General features: G+C 74.5%; 17 protein-coding genes and 2 tRNA genes. 14 read left to right on the top strand and 5 right to left on the bottom strand.

The window, feature by feature from the left end; all coding sequences use genetic code 11:
* Positions 1 to 68 precede the first annotated feature (68 nt).
* The 3 genes from hpf (at position 69) to secA (ending at position 5,284) form a co-directional block, all read left to right on the top strand.
* Positions 69 to 704, top strand: a complete 636-nt coding sequence (hpf, locus tag NP075_RS12145) for a ribosome hibernation-promoting factor, HPF/YfiA family (protein ID WP_227565426.1) — start codon at positions 69 to 71, stop codon at positions 702 to 704.
* A 364-nt stretch (positions 705 to 1,068) separates the two neighbouring features.
* Positions 1,069 to 2,352, top strand: coding sequence for a winged helix-turn-helix domain-containing protein (locus tag NP075_RS12140; protein ID WP_227565425.1), 1,284 nt, complete (start codon positions 1,069 to 1,071; stop codon positions 2,350 to 2,352).
* A gap of 121 nt (positions 2,353 to 2,473) precedes the next feature.
* Positions 2,474 to 5,284 (top strand): preprotein translocase subunit SecA, encoded by a 2,811-nt coding sequence (gene secA, locus NP075_RS12135; RefSeq protein WP_227565424.1) that lies wholly within the window; start codon positions 2,474 to 2,476, stop codon positions 5,282 to 5,284.
* 46 nt (positions 5,285 to 5,330) lie between these two features.
* On the opposite strand, the gene NP075_RS12130 is transcribed toward secA, so the two are convergent.
* On the bottom strand, positions 5,331 to 6,047 hold the full coding sequence (locus tag NP075_RS12130; protein WP_227565423.1) for an Rv3235 family protein: 717 nt from the start codon (positions 6,045 to 6,047) through the stop codon (positions 5,331 to 5,333).
* Entirely contained in the window at positions 6,044 to 6,979 is a 936-nt protein-coding gene (locus NP075_RS12125) for a LysM peptidoglycan-binding domain-containing protein (protein WP_227565421.1), read from the bottom strand. The genes NP075_RS12130 and NP075_RS12125 overlap by 4 nt, the downstream gene beginning before the upstream one ends.
* Positions 6,980 to 7,076: 97 nt before the next feature.
* Between NP075_RS12125 and NP075_RS12120 the strand changes: the two genes are divergently transcribed.
* Positions 7,077 to 7,640, top strand: coding sequence for a hypothetical protein (locus tag NP075_RS12120; protein WP_227565420.1), 564 nt, complete (start codon positions 7,077 to 7,079; stop codon positions 7,638 to 7,640).
* Positions 7,641 to 7,654: 14 nt separating this feature from the next.
* Here the strand turns inward: NP075_RS12120 and NP075_RS12115 are convergent, their stop codons facing one another.
* Complete coding sequence (locus NP075_RS12115) at positions 7,655 to 7,879, bottom strand: helix-turn-helix domain-containing protein (RefSeq protein WP_227565419.1); 225 nt, start codon at positions 7,877 to 7,879, stop codon at positions 7,655 to 7,657.
* A 188-nt stretch (positions 7,880 to 8,067) separates the two neighbouring features.
* Here NP075_RS12115 and NP075_RS12110 point away from each other — a divergent pair, with 188 nt between their 5' ends.
* From NP075_RS12110 to NP075_RS12090, 5 genes are all read left to right on the top strand, one after another.
* The gene (locus NP075_RS12110) at positions 8,068 to 8,736 is read left to right on the top strand and encodes a CpaB family protein (protein WP_227565418.1); all 669 of its coding nucleotides are present in this window, start codon (positions 8,068 to 8,070) and stop codon (positions 8,734 to 8,736) included.
* Complete coding sequence (locus NP075_RS12105) at positions 8,736 to 9,983, top strand: CpaE/TadZ family protein (protein WP_227565417.1); 1,248 nt, start codon at positions 8,736 to 8,738, stop codon at positions 9,981 to 9,983. The genes NP075_RS12110 and NP075_RS12105 overlap by 1 nt, the downstream gene beginning before the upstream one ends.
* Positions 9,984 to 10,007: 24 nt before the next feature.
* On the top strand, positions 10,008 to 10,466 hold the full coding sequence (locus NP075_RS12100; RefSeq protein ID WP_227565416.1) for a DUF6912 family protein: 459 nt from the start codon (positions 10,008 to 10,010) through the stop codon (positions 10,464 to 10,466).
* 143 nt (positions 10,467 to 10,609) lie between these two features.
* A tRNA-Gln gene (locus NP075_RS12095) sits at positions 10,610 to 10,681 on the top strand.
* Positions 10,682 to 10,824: 143 nt separating this feature from the next.
* Positions 10,825 to 10,897 (top strand) — tRNA-Glu (locus NP075_RS12090).
* 132 nt (positions 10,898 to 11,029) lie between these two features.
* Here NP075_RS12090 and NP075_RS12085 read toward each other — a convergent pair.
* Positions 11,030 to 11,749: an IclR family transcriptional regulator gene (locus tag NP075_RS12085; RefSeq protein WP_227565415.1), complete on the bottom strand. Its 720-nt coding sequence runs from the start codon at positions 11,747 to 11,749 to the stop codon at positions 11,030 to 11,032.
* Between the two features lie 119 nt (positions 11,750 to 11,868).
* Between NP075_RS12085 and leuC the strand changes: the two genes are divergently transcribed.
* The 5 genes from leuC to NP075_RS12060 all read left to right on the top strand — a co-directional run bounded on the left by leuC (position 11,869) and on the right by NP075_RS12060 (position 17,310).
* A complete protein-coding gene (gene leuC, locus NP075_RS12080; protein WP_227565414.1) occupies positions 11,869 to 13,332 on the top strand; it encodes a 3-isopropylmalate dehydratase large subunit in 1,464 nt (487 codons plus the stop codon).
* A 30-nt stretch (positions 13,333 to 13,362) separates the two neighbouring features.
* Positions 13,363 to 14,031 (top strand): 3-isopropylmalate dehydratase small subunit, encoded by a 669-nt coding sequence (gene leuD / locus NP075_RS12075; RefSeq protein WP_227565413.1) that lies wholly within the window; start codon positions 13,363 to 13,365, stop codon positions 14,029 to 14,031.
* Positions 14,032 to 14,182: 151 nt separating this feature from the next.
* Positions 14,183 to 15,514: a UDP-N-acetylglucosamine 1-carboxyvinyltransferase gene (murA, locus tag NP075_RS12070; RefSeq protein ID WP_227565412.1), complete on the top strand. Its 1,332-nt coding sequence runs from the start codon at positions 14,183 to 14,185 to the stop codon at positions 15,512 to 15,514.
* Between the two features lie 48 nt (positions 15,515 to 15,562).
* Positions 15,563 to 16,294 (top strand): lysophospholipid acyltransferase family protein, encoded by a 732-nt coding sequence (locus NP075_RS12065; protein ID WP_227565411.1) that lies wholly within the window; start codon positions 15,563 to 15,565, stop codon positions 16,292 to 16,294.
* Positions 16,291 to 17,310, top strand: a complete 1,020-nt coding sequence (locus NP075_RS12060) for an NAD(P)H-dependent glycerol-3-phosphate dehydrogenase (RefSeq protein WP_256791040.1) — start codon at positions 16,291 to 16,293, stop codon at positions 17,308 to 17,310. The genes NP075_RS12065 and NP075_RS12060 overlap by 4 nt, the downstream gene beginning before the upstream one ends.
* A gap of 16 nt (positions 17,311 to 17,326) precedes the next feature.
* Here the strand turns inward: NP075_RS12060 and NP075_RS12055 are convergent, their stop codons facing one another.
* Positions 17,327 to 18,547 carry a trans-sulfuration enzyme family protein gene (locus NP075_RS12055; protein ID WP_227565410.1) on the bottom strand — a complete coding sequence of 407 codons (1,221 nt, stop codon included), beginning with the start codon at positions 18,545 to 18,547 and terminating at the stop codon, positions 17,327 to 17,329.
* Between the last annotated feature and the right edge of the window lie 39 nt (positions 18,548 to 18,586).

Raw genomic sequence — 18,586 nt, 5'->3', positions numbered from 1 at the left:
CTCGGGGCAGCAGACGTACGTCTCGTCCGGGTGGGCAGTGCCCACCCCTGACCTCCCAGGAGGCCCACATGGAGATCGTGGTTGCCGGCCGGCACACCGAGGTGTCCCCGCGGTATCGCGCCCACCTCGAGAGCAAGCTCGCGAAGATCGAGCAGCTGGCCCCACGCGCGCAGCGCGTCGACGTCCTCGTGTCGCACGAACCGAACCCGCGCCAGTCCGGCAGCAGCGAGAAGGTCGAGCTGACGGTGGTCGACAAGGGTCCCGTCATCCGGGCGGAGGCGTGCGCCGACGACGCGTACGCCGCCCTGGACGTCGCCCTCGGCCGCCTGCTCGAGCGCCTGCGCCGTGCGCGCGACCGGCGCAAGGACCACCGCAACCACACTCCGCTGGCGCCCGTCGACGTGCGACCCCCGGAGCCGGAGCCCGAGCCGGAGGACGCACCCGTGCAGCTGCCGGACGGCGTCGTCGAGACGACGCTGGGCGACTCCCCGGTCCTCATCCGCGAGAAGGTGCACCGGGCCCAGCCGATGACGGTCGACGACGCGCTCTACGAGATGGAGCTCGTCGGGCACGACTTCTTCCTGTTCGTGGACGCCGAGACGGCACAGCCCGCGGTCGCCTACCGCCGACGGGGCTGGAGCTACGGCGTGATCAAGCTCGACACGCCGGTCGCCGTCACCGGGACGGGCCGCGCGGCCGTCTGAGGCGAGCGCGGAGCGACGGGGCAGCGGGCGCGCCCGCCCGCTGCCCCCCGCGTCGCGGGCCCGGTGCCGGACGGCGCGGTCCGTCCGGCACCGGGGTCCGTGGGCCGCCCACCGCTGCGGCGGACGCGGCCGGGCACGACGGTCGCCCGGGGGGCCACGTCGCGTCAAGGCCCGGACCGGACTTTCGGAGAACTTTCGGCAACTTCGCTCGTTGGTGGGCGTGCCAGCGCCGGCCTGACGACGCGAGAACGTTTGCCTTCCTCCCGACCCGTACTGCCCCGCGGTCGGCATGCACCCGGCCATCGTTCCCGAAAGTGTCGAGGGCGCCGGCTCGGGTGTCGGTGGCTGCGGGCAGGATCGGGGCATGGCCGCGACCCGACCCGACCTCCTGTCCCGCTCGCAGGCGCGCCGGCTGGTGCTGCGCGCGTCCGGGCTCGACGCGCCCCGGCCGCAGCGTGCCGTCGCCGGCACCCGCGCGCTGCAGCAGGTCGTCGACCGGCTCGGCCTGCTGCAGGTGGACTCCGTGAACGTCCTCGCGCGCGCGCACCTCGTGCCCGTCTACGCGCGCGTCGGGCCGTGGGACGTGGGCACCCTGGACCGTGCGACCGGGCGTGCACCGCGTCGCCTGGTCGAGACCTGGGCGCACGAGGCGTCGCTCGTCCCGGCGGCGACCTTCCGGCACCTGGCGTTCAAGCACGCGGAGAACCGCGCCCGCATCGAGCGGCGGGGCGATTCGATGCACGGCGTCCCCGTCGGACGGTCGCCGGAGGTCGCCCGCGTCCGTGCGGTCGTGGACGAGCTCGGCCCCGTCACCGCGCGCGAGGTGCAGACGGTGCTCGGCGGTGACGGCCGCCGCGCGGAGGCGTGGGGGTGGGCCTGGACGGACGCGAAGCGCGCGCTCGAGCACCTCTTCGTGGTGGGGGAGCTGACGTCGGCGGGTCGCAACGCGCAGTTCGAGCGGCGCTACGACCGGCCCGACCGGGTGCTGCCCGCCGACGTCCTGGCGGCCCCGGCGCTCGACGAGGCGACGGCGCGCCGCCACCTCGTCGAGGTCGCGGCGCGCGCGCACGGCGTCGTCGACGTGCGGTGCCTGGCGGACCACTGGCGGACGGCCACCGCGCCGACCCGCACGGCCGTGGACGAGCTCGTCGAGGAGGGGGTCCTCCTGCCGGTCGAGGTCGAGGGCTGGCGGGGGCCCCTGTACCGGCACCGCGACGCGACCGTGCCGCGCCGTGCGCGCGGACGCACCCTGCTCAGCCCCTTCGACCCGTTGGTGTGGGAGCGCACGCGCACGGAGGCGCTGTTCGGGCTGCGCTACCGCATCGAGATCTACGTGCCCGCGGCGGCGCGGGTCTGGGGGTACTACGTCCTGCCGTTCCTGCTGGGGGAGCGGTTCGTCGCGCTGGTCGACCTCAAGGCCGATCGGCGGGCGGGCGCGCTGCGCGTGCACGCCGTCCACCGGGCCCCGGGGCCGGCGGCCGCCGCGGGCACGAGGCTCCCGGCCGACGCGGAGGTCGCGCACGAGCTCGCTGCGGAGCTGTGGGCGGTGGCCGACTGGCTCGGCCTGTCCGACGTGCACGTGCCGGCCGACGCCGCGGGTGACCTGGTCGGGCCCCTGACCCGGGCACTGGTGCCGGCCCTGGTCTGAGCGGCGACCACACGGGGCCCGCACCTCGCCTACGATGGTCGGGCCCCGGCCGCGCGGTCGGGTCACACGCACCGCCCCGACGCCGCGAGCGGACGGGCGCCAACGACGTCGGGAGAGTTGCGTGACGGCGATCCTCGAGAAGGTCCTCCGGCTGGGCGAGGGGCGGATCCTCAAGAAGCTGTCCGGCGTCGCGAGCCAGGTCAACGCGCTGGAGGACAGCTTCACCTCGCTGTCCGACGCCGAGCTGCGCGAGGAGACCGACAGGTTCAAGTCCCGCCTCGCCGACGGCGAGAAGCTCGACGACCTGCTCCCCGAGGCGTTCGCGGCGGTCCGTGAGGCCTCGCGCCGCACGCTCGGCCAGCGGCACTTCGACGTCCAGATCATGGGTGGCGCCGCGCTGCACCTGGGCAACATCGCCGAGATGAAGACCGGTGAGGGCAAGACGCTGGTCGCAACGGCGCCTGCCTACCTCAACGCGCTGTCCGGCGACGGCGTCCACGTCGTCACGGTCAACGACTACCTCGCGGGCTACCAGGCGGACCTCATGGGCCGCGTCTTCCGCTTCCTCGGCATGACGACGGGCACGATCCTGTCGCAGATGACGCCCGCGCAGCGGCGCGAGCAGTACGCCTGCGACATCACCTACGGCACCAACAACGAGTTCGGCTTCGACTACCTGCGCGACAACATGGCGTGGAGCGTCGACGACCTCGTGCAGCGCGGCCACCACTTCGCGATCGTCGACGAGGTCGACTCGATCCTCATCGACGAGGCGCGCACGCCGCTCATCATCTCCGGGCCCGCCTCGGGTGACGCGAACCGCTGGTACGGCGAGTTCGCCAAGGTCGTGCGCCGTCTGCAGCCCGAGCGCGACTACGAGGTCGACGAGAAGAAGCGCACCGTCGGCGTCCTGGAGCCCGGCATCGCGCGCGTCGAGGACTACCTCGGCATCGACAACCTCTACGAGTCGCTCAACACCCCGCTCATCGGCTTCCTCAACAACGCCATCAAGGCCAAGGAGCTGTTCCGGCGCGACAAGGACTACGTCGTCATGAACGGCGAGGTCCTCATCGTCGACGAGCACACCGGGCGCATCCTCGCCGGCCGCCGCTACAACGAGGGCATGCACCAGGCCATCGAGGCCAAGGAGGGCGTGGCGATCAAGGCGGAGAACCAGACGCTCGCCACGATCACGCTGCAGAACTACTTCCGCCTGTACGGCAAGCTCGCCGGCATGACCGGTACCGCCGAGACCGAGGCGGCCGAGTTCCAGGGCACCTACAAGCTGGGCGTCGTGCCGATCCCGACCAACCGGCCGATGCTGCGCATCGACCAGAAGGACCTGGTCTACAAGTCCGAGGAGGGCAAGTTCGACGCGGTCGTCGAGGACATCGTCGAGCGTCACGCCAAGGGCCAGCCGGTGCTGGTGGGTACGACGAGCGTGGAGAAGTCCGAGCTGCTGTCGTCCAAGCTCAAGAAGCAGGGCGTCCCGCACGAGGTGCTCAACGCCAAGCAGCACGCGCGGGAGGCGTCGATCGTGGCGCAGGCCGGGCGCAAGGGCGCGGTGACGGTGGCCACCAACATGGCCGGCCGAGGCACCGACATCATGCTGGGCGGCAACGCGGAGTTCATGGCCGTCGCCGAGATGGCCGAGCGCGGGCTGGACCCGGCCGAGAACGCGGCCGAGTACGAGGCGGCGTGGCCCGAGGTGCTGGAGCGGGCGAAGCTCGCGGTCGCCGCCGAGCACGACGAGGTCACGGCCCTCGGCGGGCTCTACGTGCTGGGCACCGAGCGGCACGAGTCGCGCCGCATCGACAACCAGCTGCGCGGACGGTCCGGCCGTCAGGGCGACCCGGGGGAGTCCCGGTTCTACCTGTCGATGCAGGACGACCTCATGCGCCTGTTCAACTCCGGCCTCGCCGAGTCGATGATGACGCGCGCGGGCTTCCCGGAGGACATGCCGCTCGAGTCGAAGATCGTGACGCGCGGCATCCAGTCCGCCCAGTCGCAGGTCGAGGCCCGCAACTTCGAGATCCGCAAGAACGTCCTGAAGTACGACGACGTCATGTCCCGTCAGCGCGAGGTCATCTACGACCAGCGCCGCCGGGTGCTCGAGGGCGAGGACCTGCAGGAGCAGGTCACGCACTTCCGCACCGACGTCCTCGGGGACTACATCGCCCTCGCGACCGCCGAGGGCCGTCCCGAGGACTGGGACCTCGAGTCGCTCTGGACGGCGCTGCGCGGCGTGTACCCGATCTCGATCACGCCGGAGGAGGTCGTGGAGGAGGCCGGCGGCCCCACACGGTTGTCGGCCGAGCTGATCACGCGCGAGGTGCTGTCCGACGCCGAGCACGCCTACGCCGAGCGGGAGCAGATGCTCGGCGAGGCGAACATGCGGCAGCTCGAGCGACGCGTCGTGCTGTCGGTGCTCGACCGCAAGTGGCGCGAGCACCTGTACGAGATGGACTACCTCAAGGAGGGCATCGGGCTGCGCGCCATGGCGCAGCGCGACCCGCTGGTCGAGTACCAGCGCGAGGGCTTCCAGCTCTTCACCGCGATGACCGACGCCATCAAGGAGGAGTCGGTCCAGTACCTCTACAACCTCGAGGTCCAGGTCTCCCAGCCGTCCGACGCCCCGCTCGTCAGCGCGGACTCGGCGGCCGCAGCCGCGGCGTCGGCGGGTGCGTCTGCTGCAGCGACGCGGCCGTCGGACGAGACACCGGCACCGGGTGCCCTGGTGGCGAAGGGGCTGGACGGGCCGGCGGAGCGCGCACCGCTGCAGTACTCGGCGCCGTCGGCCGACGGTGACGGCGAGGTCGTCACCCAGGCGGAGAAGGGCGGCGCGCCGGCCGGTGCGGCAGCGCGTACCGGGGGCGCGGGCGGCGCGAACCGTGCCGACCGCCGCAAGCAGGCCAAGCAGCGCAAGCGCTGACCCGCCCGCGCGGGTGACCGGCTGACCGTCGTCCCAGGGGCGACGGTCAGCCGATCTCCAGCTGGGTGACGCGCCACGCGCCGCGGTGCGCCTCCAGGCGCAGGGCGACCGCGCGGACCCGCGCACCGTCGTCGACGACCAGGCACGCCTCCGCGGTGTGCGCGTCGACGGCGCACACCCGCACCCGGCGCGCCGCCGGGCGTCGCGCGTGCGCGCGGATCCCGGAGCGACGGACCAGGTCGGCGCGCTGCTGGAGCATCTCCAGGACGCCCGGCCCCACCCACCGGGCGAGCTGCGCGGCGGGCCGGCGGCCGAGCGTCACCTCGACGCAGGCGAGCCCGACCCCGTGCGCGAACCGACCGGGGTCGGCCGCGGGGGCGGCGCCGCGGTCGTCGTCGTGGTCCGTCGTCCGTACCCGGTCGACCATCGCGAGGCCGCGGACGCGCTCGACGAGGACCGGTGGCGGCGCTGCGGGCGCCGCCGTCCGGGCCGGGACCGGCCGGAGCGCCGGGACGAGCCGGAGCCGCGGTCCGGGAGAGGTCTGCGCGGCTGCGGTGTCGGCCGGAAGGGCCGTCCCGACGCGCGCCCGGCCCGTCGCGGTGCTCGCGTCCGGCCGGCGCACGCCCGCCGGCCGCGGCACGGGGGAGTCGACGGCACGCAGGTGCGCGTGGGGGCGTGGCCCGGCGTCGGTGGTGTCGAGCACCGAGAGGGCCTCCTCGACCGCCGTCGTCGGCGCGACGTCGTCGTGGCGCGTCGTGGTCATCGGGTGCTCCCGTCGGGAGCGGTCGGTGCCGTGAGCACCTGACCGGGGTGCAGGAGGTCGGGGTCGGGCCCGATGACCGACGCGTTCGCGGCGTACCACCGCGGCCACTCGGCGGCGATCGCGGCGTCGGAGGCGCCCGGCCCCAGGCTGCGTGCGGCCACCGCCCAGAGCGTGTCGCCCGGTTGCACCTCGACCGTGCGCCCGGCGGGGGGCGCGCCCGGCGGTGCGGGGTGCGCGAGGGCCGGGGGTGCCACCGAGGCCGGGACCGGCGCGGCCACCGGTGCGAGGGGTCCCCCCGCCGCCGCGGTCGCGGGTGAGGCGTCGGCGGTGGGTGACGTCGACGTGGCCGGTGCCGGCGAGGGAGTCGCGGCGGGGGCCTCGGGGATCGCGCCCCCCGGCGCGGGGCTCGCCGCAGGCGGTGCCTCGGGCGACGAGCCCGGGACGGCCGCGGTCGCATCGGCCGAGGCCGGCAGGCGGTCCGCCGTCGGGGCCCAGCCGAGGTCGGCCGTGACGACCGCACGTGCGAGGTCGACCGGGACGGTCGGCGCCGCGTGCGCCCCCGCGGCGGTCCCCAGCCCGACGCCGGCGGCCAGCGCCACGGCCAGAGCCCGGCGGACGAGGCCGGGCGCCCACCGGTGGACCACCGCCTCGCCGCCCCGCCAGGCGCCTCCGGCCGCGCGGGCCCCTGCGCAGGCAGCGGCCACCAGCGACGACACGGCGACCCACCCGCAGGCGAGGACGCCGAGCGTCACGACGGCGGCGGCGACCACCGACTCCACGCGCCACAGCCGGGTGGACCCCAGCTGGTCTGCGACCCACAGGGCGAGGAGCGCGGCCACGACGAGCCCGGCTGCGCCGGCGAGGGACAGTGCGGCAGCCGTCACCGCGAGGCGTGACGTGCTCGGGCGAGCAGGCGAGGGCGGGGCGGTCACGGATTCTCCTCGATGATGCAGTTTGATGTCGTTTGATGAAGTACGTAGGAGATAGATGTAGCCCACTCGGGGAGGTATGTCCAGTAAAGTCCGGTCCGTGAGTCGCGAGGGCACAGGTGCGGGGTCGCCCGCAGCGTCAGGCCGCTGGGAGCAGCTCTTCGGCGACCTGGAGGCGCAGCTCGCGGCCGGCCGCGCCGACGAGGCGCGGTGGGACGTCGCCGACCTGACGCGCGCGGAGCGGGCCCGGGTTCCGCTCGGTGACCGGCTGCGCGCCGCGGTGGGGACGCGGCTGCGCGTCGTGACAGGCCCCGGGGAGTCGCTCGAGGGTGTCGTCGCCGAGGCCGCCGCGCAGTGGGTGCTCCTCGACCTCGGCGGCGGGCGGCGGGCCCTCGTCCCGACCGCCGCCGTGCTGACGGTCGACGGGCTGGGCACGCACGCGGCACCGCCCGCCGGCCGGGTGGAGTCAGGGCTGGGGCTCGGTCACGTGCTGCGTGCGCTCGCCCGCGACCGCGCCGTGGTCACGGTCAGGACGGGTGCGGGAACGCTCACCGGTCGCCTCGACCGCGTCGGCGCGGACCACCTCGACCTCGTCCTCGACGTTCCCGCGCGGCGTGCCGTCAGCGTGCCGTTCGGCGCGCTGCGAGCGGTGGAGTCGCGATGACGCCGCGCGTGCCGTCACACGGTGCCGTCGGACGCGGCGCCGTGCGCGTTCCGCGCCCGCGTCTCCTCGTACATCCGCTCGATGTACCGCTCGAGCTCGCTGGACTCGACGCGCCACTGCATGCGCCCGCCGATCTGGATCGCCGGCAGCTCGCCGGACCGGACGAGCGCGTACGCCTGGGGCGCCGAGATGTTGAGGATCTCGGACACGTCGGCGAGCGTCAGGAACCTCGGTGCCATGTCGGCAGTCTTCCACGGTGGGCGGGTACCGGAGCGTTGTCCACAGGCCGTGCCGCCGCCCTGTCGGAGACGGGCCGGGGCGCGTCACACTCGTCGCGCCGGACGAGCCTGGCCCCGACGCCCGGCGCCACCCGACCGCACCCCTCCGCCGGTCCACGCGACCCGCGCCCCGCCGACCAGGAGTCCTAGTGGACACGTCCGTGCTCGACCTGCCCGCACCGACGGCCGCGCGCCTGCGCCGCCCCGGGTGGCGCGACCCGCGGCTGCTCGTCGGGATCGCCCTCATCGCCGCGTCCGTCGTGCTCGGCAGCTGGGTCGTCACCACGTCCCAACGGACCGTGCCCGTCTACGTCGCGCGGGACGTGCTGGTGCCGGGGACCTCCCTGACGTCGGCGGCGCTCGTGGTCGCGGACGTGCGGCTCGCCGACCGAGCGGACGGCTACCTGCGCGCCGACGCCCCGCTGCCCGAGGCTGCCGTGGTGCTGCGCGCGGTGGGCGCCGGCGAGCTCGTCCCCGCCGCGGCGGTCGGCCGGGCGGACGAGCTCGACGTGCGCGCGGTGCCCGTCCCGCTGTCCGGACCCGCGTCCAGCGGGCTGGTCGCGGGTGCGCGCGTCGACCTGTGGTTCACGCCCGAGTCCGGGGACGCGACGGACCGGGGCGCCGCACCGGGGGAGGCGACGCCCCGCGAGCTCGCGGCGGCGCTCACGGTGGCCGAGGTCAGCGGCGCCGACGGCGCGTTCGCGAGCGGCGGGACGCGCACGGTGCACGTCCTGGTGCCCGTCGACGACCTCCCGGACGTGCTGGGTGCCCTCGCCGGCAACGGCACCGTCGACGTCGTCCCCGTGCCGGGGGCGTGATGGGCGTCGGGGTGCTGTGCGCCGTCCAGGGCGCCGCGGAGTCGGCGATCGTGCAGGCGGTGGAGCGGTCGGGCGGGCGCCTGTCGGTCACCCGCCGGTGCGCCGACCTCACCGAGCTGCTCGCTGCCGCGGAGGCGGGTCTCGGGGGCCTCGCGGTGGTGTCGGGCGACCTCGACCGGTTCGACCGTGAGGCGGTCGCGACGCTGCACCGCTGCGGGGTGCGGGTCGTGGGGCTCGGTGACGCCACCCGGCCGTGGCTCGCCGAGCGCCTGACCGCGCACGGTGCCGACCTGGTGGTCGACGTGACGAGCGAGGGCGACGTCCCCGACGTGGTGCGCGAGGCGCTCGCGGTGCTCGACGTCGGGCGTCCGCCCGCCGCGGCGGTCCCCACGGCGCCCGCGCCGCCGACCCGTCGCGGTGCGACGGTGGCCGTCTGGGGCCCGACCGGCGCGCCGGGCAGGACGTTCGTGGCGGTGAACCTCGCGGCCGAGCTCGCCGCGCTGGGTCGGTCCACCCTGCTGGTGGACGCGGACACGTACGGCGGCGCGGTCGCGCAGGTGCTGGGCGTGCTCGACGAGGCGCCCGGGATCGCCGCGGCCGCGCGCGCGGCCGGACAGGGGGCGCTGGACCTGCCGACCCTCGCCCGCCTCGCCCCGGTCGTGCTGCCGGGCCTGCGGCTGCTCTCGGGCATCTCGCGGGCCGCCCGGTGGCCCGAGCTCCCTGCGAGCTCGCTGGAGCTCGTGCTCTCGCAGGCGCGCGCGCTCGCGGACGTCACGGTCGTCGACACGGGCTTCTGCCTGGAGCAGGACGAGATGCTCAGCTACGACACGCGGGCGCCCGCGCGCAACGCCGCGACGGTGACGGCGCTCGAGCAGGCGGACCTCGTCGTCGTGGTCGGCGCAGCGGATCCCGTGGGCGTGCAACGGCTCGTGCGCGCGCTCGCGGACGCGGCCGAGCGTGGCCTGGTCCTCTCGCGGCGGGTGGTCGTCAACCGGGTGCGCCCGACCGTGGCGGGGTCGCGCCCCGGGGAGGCGGTGGCTGCCGCGCTGGCGCGGTACGCCGGGGTGGAGGACGTCGTCCTGGTGCCCGAGGACCGTGCCGCCGCGGACGCCGCGATGCTCGAGGGGCGTGCCCTGCGGGAGGTGGTGCCGGGATCGCCCGCCCGGCGCAGCCTGGCGGACCTGGCCGCCGAGGTCGCCGCGACGGTGGGCGCCGACGCGCCGGGTGCGCAGGTCGCGGTCGGGTGAGACGCCGGGCGGCAGACTGGGCACGTGCGCGTCTACCTGCCTGTGACCCTCGACGAGCTCCAGGGCGCCGATCCGGTGCTCATCGGTCCGCGCGTCGCCCACGCCGTGACGCCCGCGCTGCGCGCGCTGTGGCCCGAGGAGGACGATGAGGGCTGGGAGTACGCCGCCCAGGCCGACGCCGGGGACGGGTCGCTGGTCCTGCTGGCGTCGCGGCGCGCCGCTCCGCCGCTACGGGTCGTCGTCGCGGCCGACGTGGCGGAGGCGTGCGTGCAGACGCTCGACGACCCCCCGGTGGCCTCGGCCGTCGAGGTGGTGTGCGGCGTCGACCTGGGCCAGGTGGTCAGCGTGCACGTCGACGAGCCGGCGGCTGCGGCCGACGTGGCGGGTGCCGCCTCCGGTGACGAGACGGCTCTGGCGAGGCTCGACGAGCGGGACCTGCTCTGGTACGACGTGACGGAGATCGGGCAGATCCCGGCTCCCTGACGTCCCCGGGGGGCGGGTGACCTGCGCCACCCGGCGCCGGTTGGACCGAGCCCCCCTCGCTCGGGTAATGTTCACGGCCGGTGCGGGGTCCGCGTGACACGTGCCGATGGTGCTGTGCACGGCTTCCTGCCGGTCACGGCCCGTGGGGTATGGTGTAATTGGCAGCACGACTGATTCTGGTTCAGTTAGTCTAGGTTCGAGTCCTGGTACCCCAGCGTTGTTCGTCGGCGTCAGTCGACGGTCAGCACGGACGCGTCCGCCCTGGTGGCGGGCCCGCGGACGCCGGCGAGTTTTCGACTCCGGGCGAACGTCGGGTACAGTATCCACTCGGCACACGGCCTACGGGTTCGTGAGCAAGGCCCCCGTTGTGTAGCGGCCTAGCACGCCGCCCTCTCACGGCGGTAGCGCCGGTTCGAATCCGGTCGGGGGTACGGTCGAAGGCCCGGTCACCACAGGTGACCGGGCCTTCTTCGTGCGTACCTTCTTCGTGCGTACCTGCTCCGTGCGCGGGCATTCGCCCGCGGGCCGGGACCCGGGTGCGGCCGAGGCCGCACCCGGCCCCCTCACTCGGCCGTGCGGCGCAGGACCTCCGTCAGGCGGTTCGCGGCGGAGACGACAGCGGCGGCGTGCAGCCGACCGGGCTGCCGCGAGAGCCGCTCGAGCGGCCCGGAGACCGAAACGGCGGCCACGACGCGCCCCGACGGCCCGCGCACCGGTGCCGAGACCGACGCGACGCCGACCTCGCGCTCGGAGACCGACTGGGCCCACCCCCGACGGCGCACGCCGGACAGGATCGTGGCGGTGAACTTCGCGCCCTGCAGGCCCCGGTGGAGCCGGTCCGGCTCCTCCCACGCCAGCAGCACCTGGGCGGCCGACCCGGCCTGCATCGTGAGGGTCGCGCCCACGGGGATCGAGTCGCGCAGGCCGATGGGCCGCTCGGCGGCCGCGACGCAGATCCGCTGGTCGCCCTGGCGGCGGTAGAGCTGCGCGCTCTCGCCCGTGTGGTCGCGCAGCAGCGTCAGGACGGGGCCGGCGGCGGCCAGCAGGCGGTCCTCCCCGGCTGCCGTCGAGAGCTCCGACAGGCGGGGCCCGAGGACGAACCTGCCCTGCAGGTCACGAGCCACGAGACGATGGTGCTCGAGCGCGACGGCCAGACGGTGGGCCGTCGGGCGGGCAAGATGGGTGGCGGCGACGAGCTGCGCGAGGGTCGCGGGTCCGGCTTCCAGCGCGCTCAGTACCGACGCGGCCTTGTCCAGCACGCCGACTCCGCTAGAGTTGTCCATAGGTCGATATTGGCGTCTCGCAGGCTGAGATGCAAGCCGGGGGACAGGATCCCCCGGGCACGCACAGTCATCGGCTCGGTGACCGGGACGCCCCCGCCCGGACGAGAGGAACGACGAACATGGCCGGCACGCTGGCGGAGAAGGTCTGGGAGGCGCACGTCGTGCGCCGCGGCACGGACGGTGCACCGGACCTGCTGTACATCGACCTGCACCTGGTGCACGAGGTCACGAGCCCGCAGGCGTTCGAGGGCCTGCGGCTGGCTGGCCGGCCGGTCCGTCGTCCCGACCTCACGCTCGCCACCGAGGACCACAACACCCCCACGCTCGACATCGACCGCCCGATCGCGGACGCGACGAGCCGCACCCAGATCGAGACGCTGCGCACCAACGCGGCCGAGTTCGGCGTGCGGATCCACTCCCTGGGCGACGCCGACCAGGGAATCGTCCACCAGGTCGGTCCGCAGCTCGGTCTGACGCAGCCCGGCCTCACCGTGGTCTGCGGCGACTCCCACACCTCGACGCACGGCGCCTTCGGCGCCCTCGCGTTCGGCATCGGCACCAGCGAGGTCGAGCACGTGCTCGCGACCCAGACGCTGCCGCTCGCGCCCTTCAAGACCATGGCGATCACCGTGAACGGGCAGCTGCCGATCGGGGCGAGCGCGAAGGACATCATCCTGGCGATCATCGCCAAGATCGGCACCGGCGGCGGTCAGGGCTACGTCCTGGAGTACCGCGGCGAGGCGATCCGCAACCTCTCGATGGAGGGGCGGATGACGATCTGCAACATGTCGATCGAGGCCGGCGCCCGTGCGGGCATGATCGCGCCCGACGAGACGACCTTCGAGTACCTCAAGGGCCGCCCGCACGCGCCCGAGGGCGCGGACTGGGACGCCGCCGTGGAGTACTGGCGCACCCTGCGTACCGACGACGACGCGGTCTTCGACGCGGAGGTCGTGCTCGAGGCGGCGGACCTCGAGCCGTTCGTCACGTGGGGCACCAACCCCGGTCAGGGCCTGCCGCTGTCCGGCAACGTGCCCGTCCCGGAGCAGATCGCGGACGCCAACGAGCGTGTCGCCGCCGAGCGGGCCATCGAGTACATGGGTCTGACGCCGGGCCAGCCGCTGCGCGAGATCAAGGTCGACACCGTCTTCATCGGCTCGTGCACCAACGGCCGCATCGAGGACCTGCGTGCCGTCGCGAAGCTCGTCAAGGGGCGCACCAAGGCGCAGGACGTGCGCGTCCTCGTGGTCCCCGCGTCCGCACGCGTGCGGCTGCAGGCGGAGGCCGAGGGGCTCGACCAGATCTTCCTCGACTTCGGCGCCGAGTGGCGCAACGCCGGCTGCTCGATGTGTCTGGGCATGAACCCCGACCAGCTGGCACCGCAGGAGCGGTCGGCATCCACCTCGAACCGCAACTTCGAGGGCCGTCAGGGCAAGGGCGGGCGTACCCACCTCGTCTCGCCCCTGGTGGCCGCGGCCACCGCGATCCGCGGCACGCTGTCCTCCGTCGCCGACCTCGGCGCGGACGTCGAGGTACCGGACGGCAGCCCGCTGGCCCCGCACGACACGCTGCAGACCGTCTGACGCCCCCCGACACACGACAGGTAGGCCATCATGGAGAAGTTCACTCGGCACACCGGGGTCGGCGTGCCCCTGCGGCGCAGCAACGTCGACACCGACCAGATCATCCCCGCCGTGTACCTCAAGCGGGTCACGCGCACGGGCTTCGAGGACGCGCTGTTCGCGGCGTGGCGGGGCGACCCCGAGTTCCTCCTCAACCAGGACGCCTACAAGGCGGGATCCGTGCTGGTCGCGGGCCCCGACTTCGGGACCGGCTCGTCGCGTGAGCACGCGGTGTGGGCGCTGAAGGACTACGGCTTCCGCGTCGTGATCTCCTCGCGGTTCGCCGACATCTTCCGCGGCAACTCCGGCAAGCAGGGTCTGCTGGCGGCGCAGGTCGCGCAGGAGGACGTCGAGCTGCTCTGGAAGCTCCTCGAGACCCGGCCGGGCACCGAGGTCACCGTCGACCTGGTCTCACGCACCGTGACGTGCGACGACGTCGTGGTGCCCTTCCAGGTCGACGACTACACGCGCTGGCGGCTGCTGGAGGGCCTCGACGACATCGGCCTGACGCTGCAGCACGCCGACGAGATCACCGCGTTCGAGCAGCGTCGCGAGCCGTGGCGCCCGGCGACGCTCCCGGCCAAGCACCTGCCGCCGGTGCCGGTGCGTCCGGCCCGTCCGGTGGTCAGCGTCGACCTGGGCCCGACGCGCGCCGTCTGAGGCACCCGGTCCTCACCTGCACGGTCGCCCCGGCCGGGCCTGCGGCGTACGCCGCGGGCCCGGCCGCACACGTTGTGAGGGTTCTGCGAGGACAGCCGGCCGTGGCGCGTGGATGACGCGCGCACAGGGCCGCGTGGTGGACGATAGGGGCATGACCGACCTGCTGTACGTCGACGGTGGCAACCCGCTGCGGGGCGAGATCACCGTCCGGGGCGCCAAGAACTTCGTCTCCAAGGCGATGGTCGCCGCACTTCTCGGGGAGACCCCGAGCATGCTGCGCAACGTCCCCCAGATCCGCGACGTCACCGTGGTGTCCGGCCTGCTGCGCCTGCACGGCGTCCAGGTCGAGATCGACGAGGACGCGGGCACGATCCGGCTCGATCCCACGGACGTCGAGTCGGCCCACGTCGCCGACATCGACGCGCACGCCGGATCCAGCCGGATCCCCATCCTGTTCTGCGGCCCGCTGCTGCACCGGCTGGGGGAGGCCTTCATCCCCGACCTCGGCGGCTGCCGCATCGGCGACCGGCCGATCAACTTCCACCTCGACATCCTGCGGCAGTTCGGTGCGGTGGTGGACAAGAGCGACAACGGCATCCGCATCCGCGCGCCCCACCGTCTGCAGGGCACCAAGATCGCCCTGCCGTACCCCAGCGTCGGCGCCACCGAGCAGCTCCTGCTGACGGCCGTGCGCGCCGAGGGCATCACCGAGCTCGCCAACGCGGCGATCGAGCCCGAGATCATGGATCTCATCAACGTGCTGCAGAAGATGGGCGCGATCATCTCGGTCGACACCGACCGCGTCATCCGCATCGAGGGCGTCGACCGGCTGGTCGGCTTCCAGCACACCGCCCTCGCCGACCGCATCGAGGCCGCGTCCTGGGCGTCGGCCGCGCTGGCGACCGGCGGTGACGTGTACGTGCGCGGTGCGTCGCAGCCCGAGATGACGACGTTCCTCAACACGTTCCGCAAGGTCGGCGGCGAGTTCGCCATCGACGACCACGGCATCCGGTTCTTCCACCCCGGTGGTGACCTGCGCTCGATCCAGCTCGAGACCGACGTGCACCCCGGGTTCATGACCGACTGGCAGCAGCCGCTCGTCGTCGCCCTCACGCAGGCCCGTGGCCTGTCGATCGTCCACGAGACGGTGTACGAGAACCGGTTCGGCTTCGTCGACGCCCTGGTCGGCATGGGCGCCACGATCCAGGTGTACAAGGAGTGCCTGGGTGGGCGGCCGTGCCGCTTCGGGCAGCGCAACTTCTACCACTCGGCCGTCATCTCCGGACCGACCCCGCTGTCCGCCGCCCAGATCGAGGTGCCGGACCTGCGGGGCGGTTTCAGCCACCTCATCGCGGCGCTGACCGCCAAGGGACAGTCGGCGGTGCGCGGCATCAGCCTCATCGACCGCGGCTACGAGCGGTTCGCGGAGAAGCTCGACGCGCTGGGCGCGCAGTTCAGCCGTGAGGCCGACGGGCGTCGCTGACCCGGACGCCGGACCGGAGCACGCGCGGCCGCGGCTACCATCGGGGCCGTGCCGTCGCCGTCGCGCTCCAACCTCGCCTACCGCAACGTCGCACGTATCGTGCGGCCCTTGCTGTTCGCGACGACCCGTCCCGACTGGCACGGTGCCGAGCACCTGCCCGCCGAGGGCGGGTTCATCGTCGTCGCCAACCACATGACCGAGGCCGACCCGCTGACGTTCGCGCACTACCTGTGGGACCACGGGCACGTGCCGCGGGTGCTCGCCAAGGCCTCCCTGTTCTCGGTCCCGGTCGTCGGCGCCGTGCTGCGCGCGACGGGGCAGATCCCCGTGCACCGCGAGACGGCCGCCGCCGGGGACTCCCTGCGCGCCGCGGTCACCGCGGTCGAGCAGGGGGAGTGCGTGGCGATCTTCCCCGAGGGCACGCTCACGCGGGACCCGGACCTGTGGCCGATGGTCGGACGCACCGGGGTCGCGCGCCTCGCGCTGACGACGCGGGCGCCGGTCGTCCCCGTCGCGCAGTGGGGGCCGCAGGACCTCCTGGCGCGCTACGGCAAGGTGCCCCGCCCCTTCCCGCGCAAGAAGGTGACGCTCGTGGCCGGCCCGCCGGTCGACCTGTCGGACCTGTACGACCGGCCGCTGGACAACGCGACGCTGCGCGAGGCGACCGAGCGGGTCATGGCCGACATCACGCGGCTGCTCGAGCAGATCCGCGGCGAGAAGGCGCCGGCGCAGCGGCACGACATGCGCCGGCGTGCCGCCGGCGACGGGTCGGCGTCGTGACCACCCAGGGCGTGCCGCTGCGGGCCGCGGTCCTCGGGTCCGGCAGCTGGGGCACGACCTTCGCCGCCGTCATGGCGGACGCGGGCTGCGACGTCACCGTGTGGGGCCGGGACGCCGCCACGGTCGACGAGATCGCACGCGACGGGCGCAACACGCGCTACCTGCCCGGCATCGACCTGCCGGCCGGTGTCACCGCGACGCACGACGTCAGGGCCGCGGTCGCGGACGTCGACGTGGTCGCGGTCGCCGTGCCGTCGCAGCGCGCGCGTGACGTGCTCGCGCCGCTGGCGGACGCGCTGTCGCCCCGTGCGGCCGTCGTCTCGCTGATGAAGGGCGTCGAGCTGGGCACCGACCAGCGGATGAGCGAGGTGGTCGCGCAGAGCCTGGGCATCGCGCCGGCTCGTGTCGCGGTGCTCTCCGGGCCGAACCTGGCGCGGGAGATCGCGCTGCGGCAGCCGACCGCGACGGTCGTGGCGTCGACGGACGACGCGACGGCGCGGCTCGTGGCGCGTGCGTGCGCGTCGTCCTACTTCCGCCCCTACACCAACCCGGACGTCGTCGGCGTCGAGCTGTGCGGCGCCGTGAAGAACGTCATCGCGCTCGCGGTGGGGATCTCGCAGGGGCGGGGCATGGGCTTCAACACCATGGCCACGGTCATCACACGGGGCCTCGTCGAGATCACGCGCCTCGGGCTCGCGCTCGGCGCCGACGCGGAGACGTTCCCGGGGCTGGCCGGCATGGGGGACCTCATGGCGACCTGTGCGTCCCCCGACTCGCGCAACCACACGCTCGGGGTGCACCTCGGTCGCGGCATGACGCTCGACGCGGCCGTCGTCGCGACCGGGGGCACCGCCGAGGGCGTGAAGTCGTGCCGGTCCGTGCTCGAGCTCGCGACGTCGCTCGGCGTCGAGATGCCCATCACGTCGGCGGTCGTGCGCGTGCTCCACGAGGGCCTGCCGGTCGACGACCTGGCCGGGCTCCTGCTCGCGCGGCCGCACCGGGCCGAGGGCGTCTGAGCCGACGGCCCGCGGCTCAGACCCCGGCCGCGGCGTCGAGGGCGGCCGAGAGGTCTGCCCACAGGTCCTCGACGTCCTCGATGCCCACCGACAGCCGCACGAGGTCCTCGGGCACCGTCGGCGACTCGGTCGCGAACCGGCGGCGCCGCTCGAGCGTCGACTCGACCCCGCCGAGGCTCGTGGCGGGGACCCACAGCCGCACCGCGGCGACCAGCGCGTCGGCGCCCGCCGGGCCGCCGACCGGACGCAACCCCAGGATCGCGCCGAAGCCGTCCATCTGGGCGCGGGCGCGGTCGTGGCCGGGATCGGCGGGCAGGCCGGGGTACCGCACCTCGACGACGTGCGCGTGGGCGTCCAGGCGCCGCGCCAGCTCGGCCGCGTTGTGCTGCGCGCGCTCGACGCGCAGGGCGAGCGTCCGCAGCCCGCGCAGCGCGAGCCAGACCTCGAACGGGCCGGCGATCGCCCCGTGCGTCGTGCGGTGCCCGACGAGCCGTGCGTGCAGCGCGGGGGAGTCGGTGACCGTGGCGCCCAGCACGACGTCCGAGTGCCCGGCGAGGTACTTGGTGACCGAGTGGACGACCACGTCCGCACCGTGCGCGAGGGGCCGCTGCAGCAGCGGCGTCGCGAACGTGCTGTCGACGACGACGAGCGCACCGACGTCGTGCGCCGCGGCGATCAGCACCGGCAGGTCCGCGACCTCGAGCATGGGGTTGGTCGGCGACTCGAGCCACAGCATCGCGGCCGGCGCGTCGCCGTCCCGTCCCCGCAGGGTCGCGAGGACCGCCTCGGTGTCGGCGACGTCCACCTGGTCGACGCGCAGCAGCCCGCGCTCCGCCTGCTCCCGCAGCAGCACGAGCGTGACCTGGTAGGCGTGGCGGGGCACGACCACGCGCCCTCCCACGGGCACGAGCGCGAGGGTGGCGTCGATCGCCGCCATGCCGGAGGCGAACACGGTCGCGGGGGGCCCGTCGGCCGGGCGGCCGGTCGCGAGGTGGTCGGCACGCTCGAGCACGGCCAGCGCCTCCTCGAACGGCTCCCACGCGGGGGTGCCCATGCGGCCGTACAGGTGCTCGCCGGCGGCCGGGGCGCCCTGCGACACGAACGTCGAGGTGAGGACCACCGGAGGGTTCACCGAGCCCCCCGCGGTGCGGGCGGGACGCCCCGCGCTGACCGCGAGCGTGCGCGGTGAGACGGTGGCGTGCGGCAGGTCGGGGGAGGCGGGCGCCGGCGTGGTCACGACGGCAGGCTACGCCCGGCGACGACGGGCGCGGGCGCG

The sequence above is a fragment of the Cellulomonas wangsupingiae genome, assembly GCF_024508275.1.
GTDB classification, from domain to species: domain Bacteria; phylum Actinomycetota; class Actinomycetes; order Actinomycetales; family Cellulomonadaceae; genus Cellulomonas; species Cellulomonas wangsupingiae.
The sequence above is the reverse complement of the archived record's forward strand: the minus strand, read 5'-3'. Positions and strand labels throughout refer to the sequence as shown.

Excerpts from the sequence above, each read along its gene's own strand:
- leuD (WP_227565413.1), top strand. The coding sequence starts at position 13,363 with ATGGAGAAGTTCACTCGGCACACCGGGGTCGGCGTGCCCCTGCGGCGC.
- NP075_RS12130 (WP_227565423.1), bottom strand. The coding sequence starts at position 6,047 with ATGACCACGACGCGCCACGACGACGTCGCGCCGACGACGGCGGTCGAG.
- murA (WP_227565412.1), top strand. The coding sequence starts at position 14,183 with ATGACCGACCTGCTGTACGTCGACGGTGGCAACCCGCTGCGGGGCGAG.
- NP075_RS12140 (WP_227565425.1), top strand. The coding sequence starts at position 1,069 with ATGGCCGCGACCCGACCCGACCTCCTGTCCCGCTCGCAGGCGCGCCGG.
- NP075_RS12085 (WP_227565415.1), bottom strand. The coding sequence starts at position 11,749 with ATGGACAACTCTAGCGGAGTCGGCGTGCTGGACAAGGCCGCGTCGGTA.
- hpf (WP_227565426.1), top strand. The coding sequence starts at position 69 with ATGGAGATCGTGGTTGCCGGCCGGCACACCGAGGTGTCCCCGCGGTAT.
- NP075_RS12105 (WP_227565417.1), top strand. The coding sequence starts at position 8,736 with ATGGGCGTCGGGGTGCTGTGCGCCGTCCAGGGCGCCGCGGAGTCGGCG.
- NP075_RS12115 (WP_227565419.1), bottom strand. The coding sequence starts at position 7,879 with ATGGCACCGAGGTTCCTGACGCTCGCCGACGTGTCCGAGATCCTCAAC.
- leuC (WP_227565414.1), top strand. The coding sequence starts at position 11,869 with ATGGCCGGCACGCTGGCGGAGAAGGTCTGGGAGGCGCACGTCGTGCGC.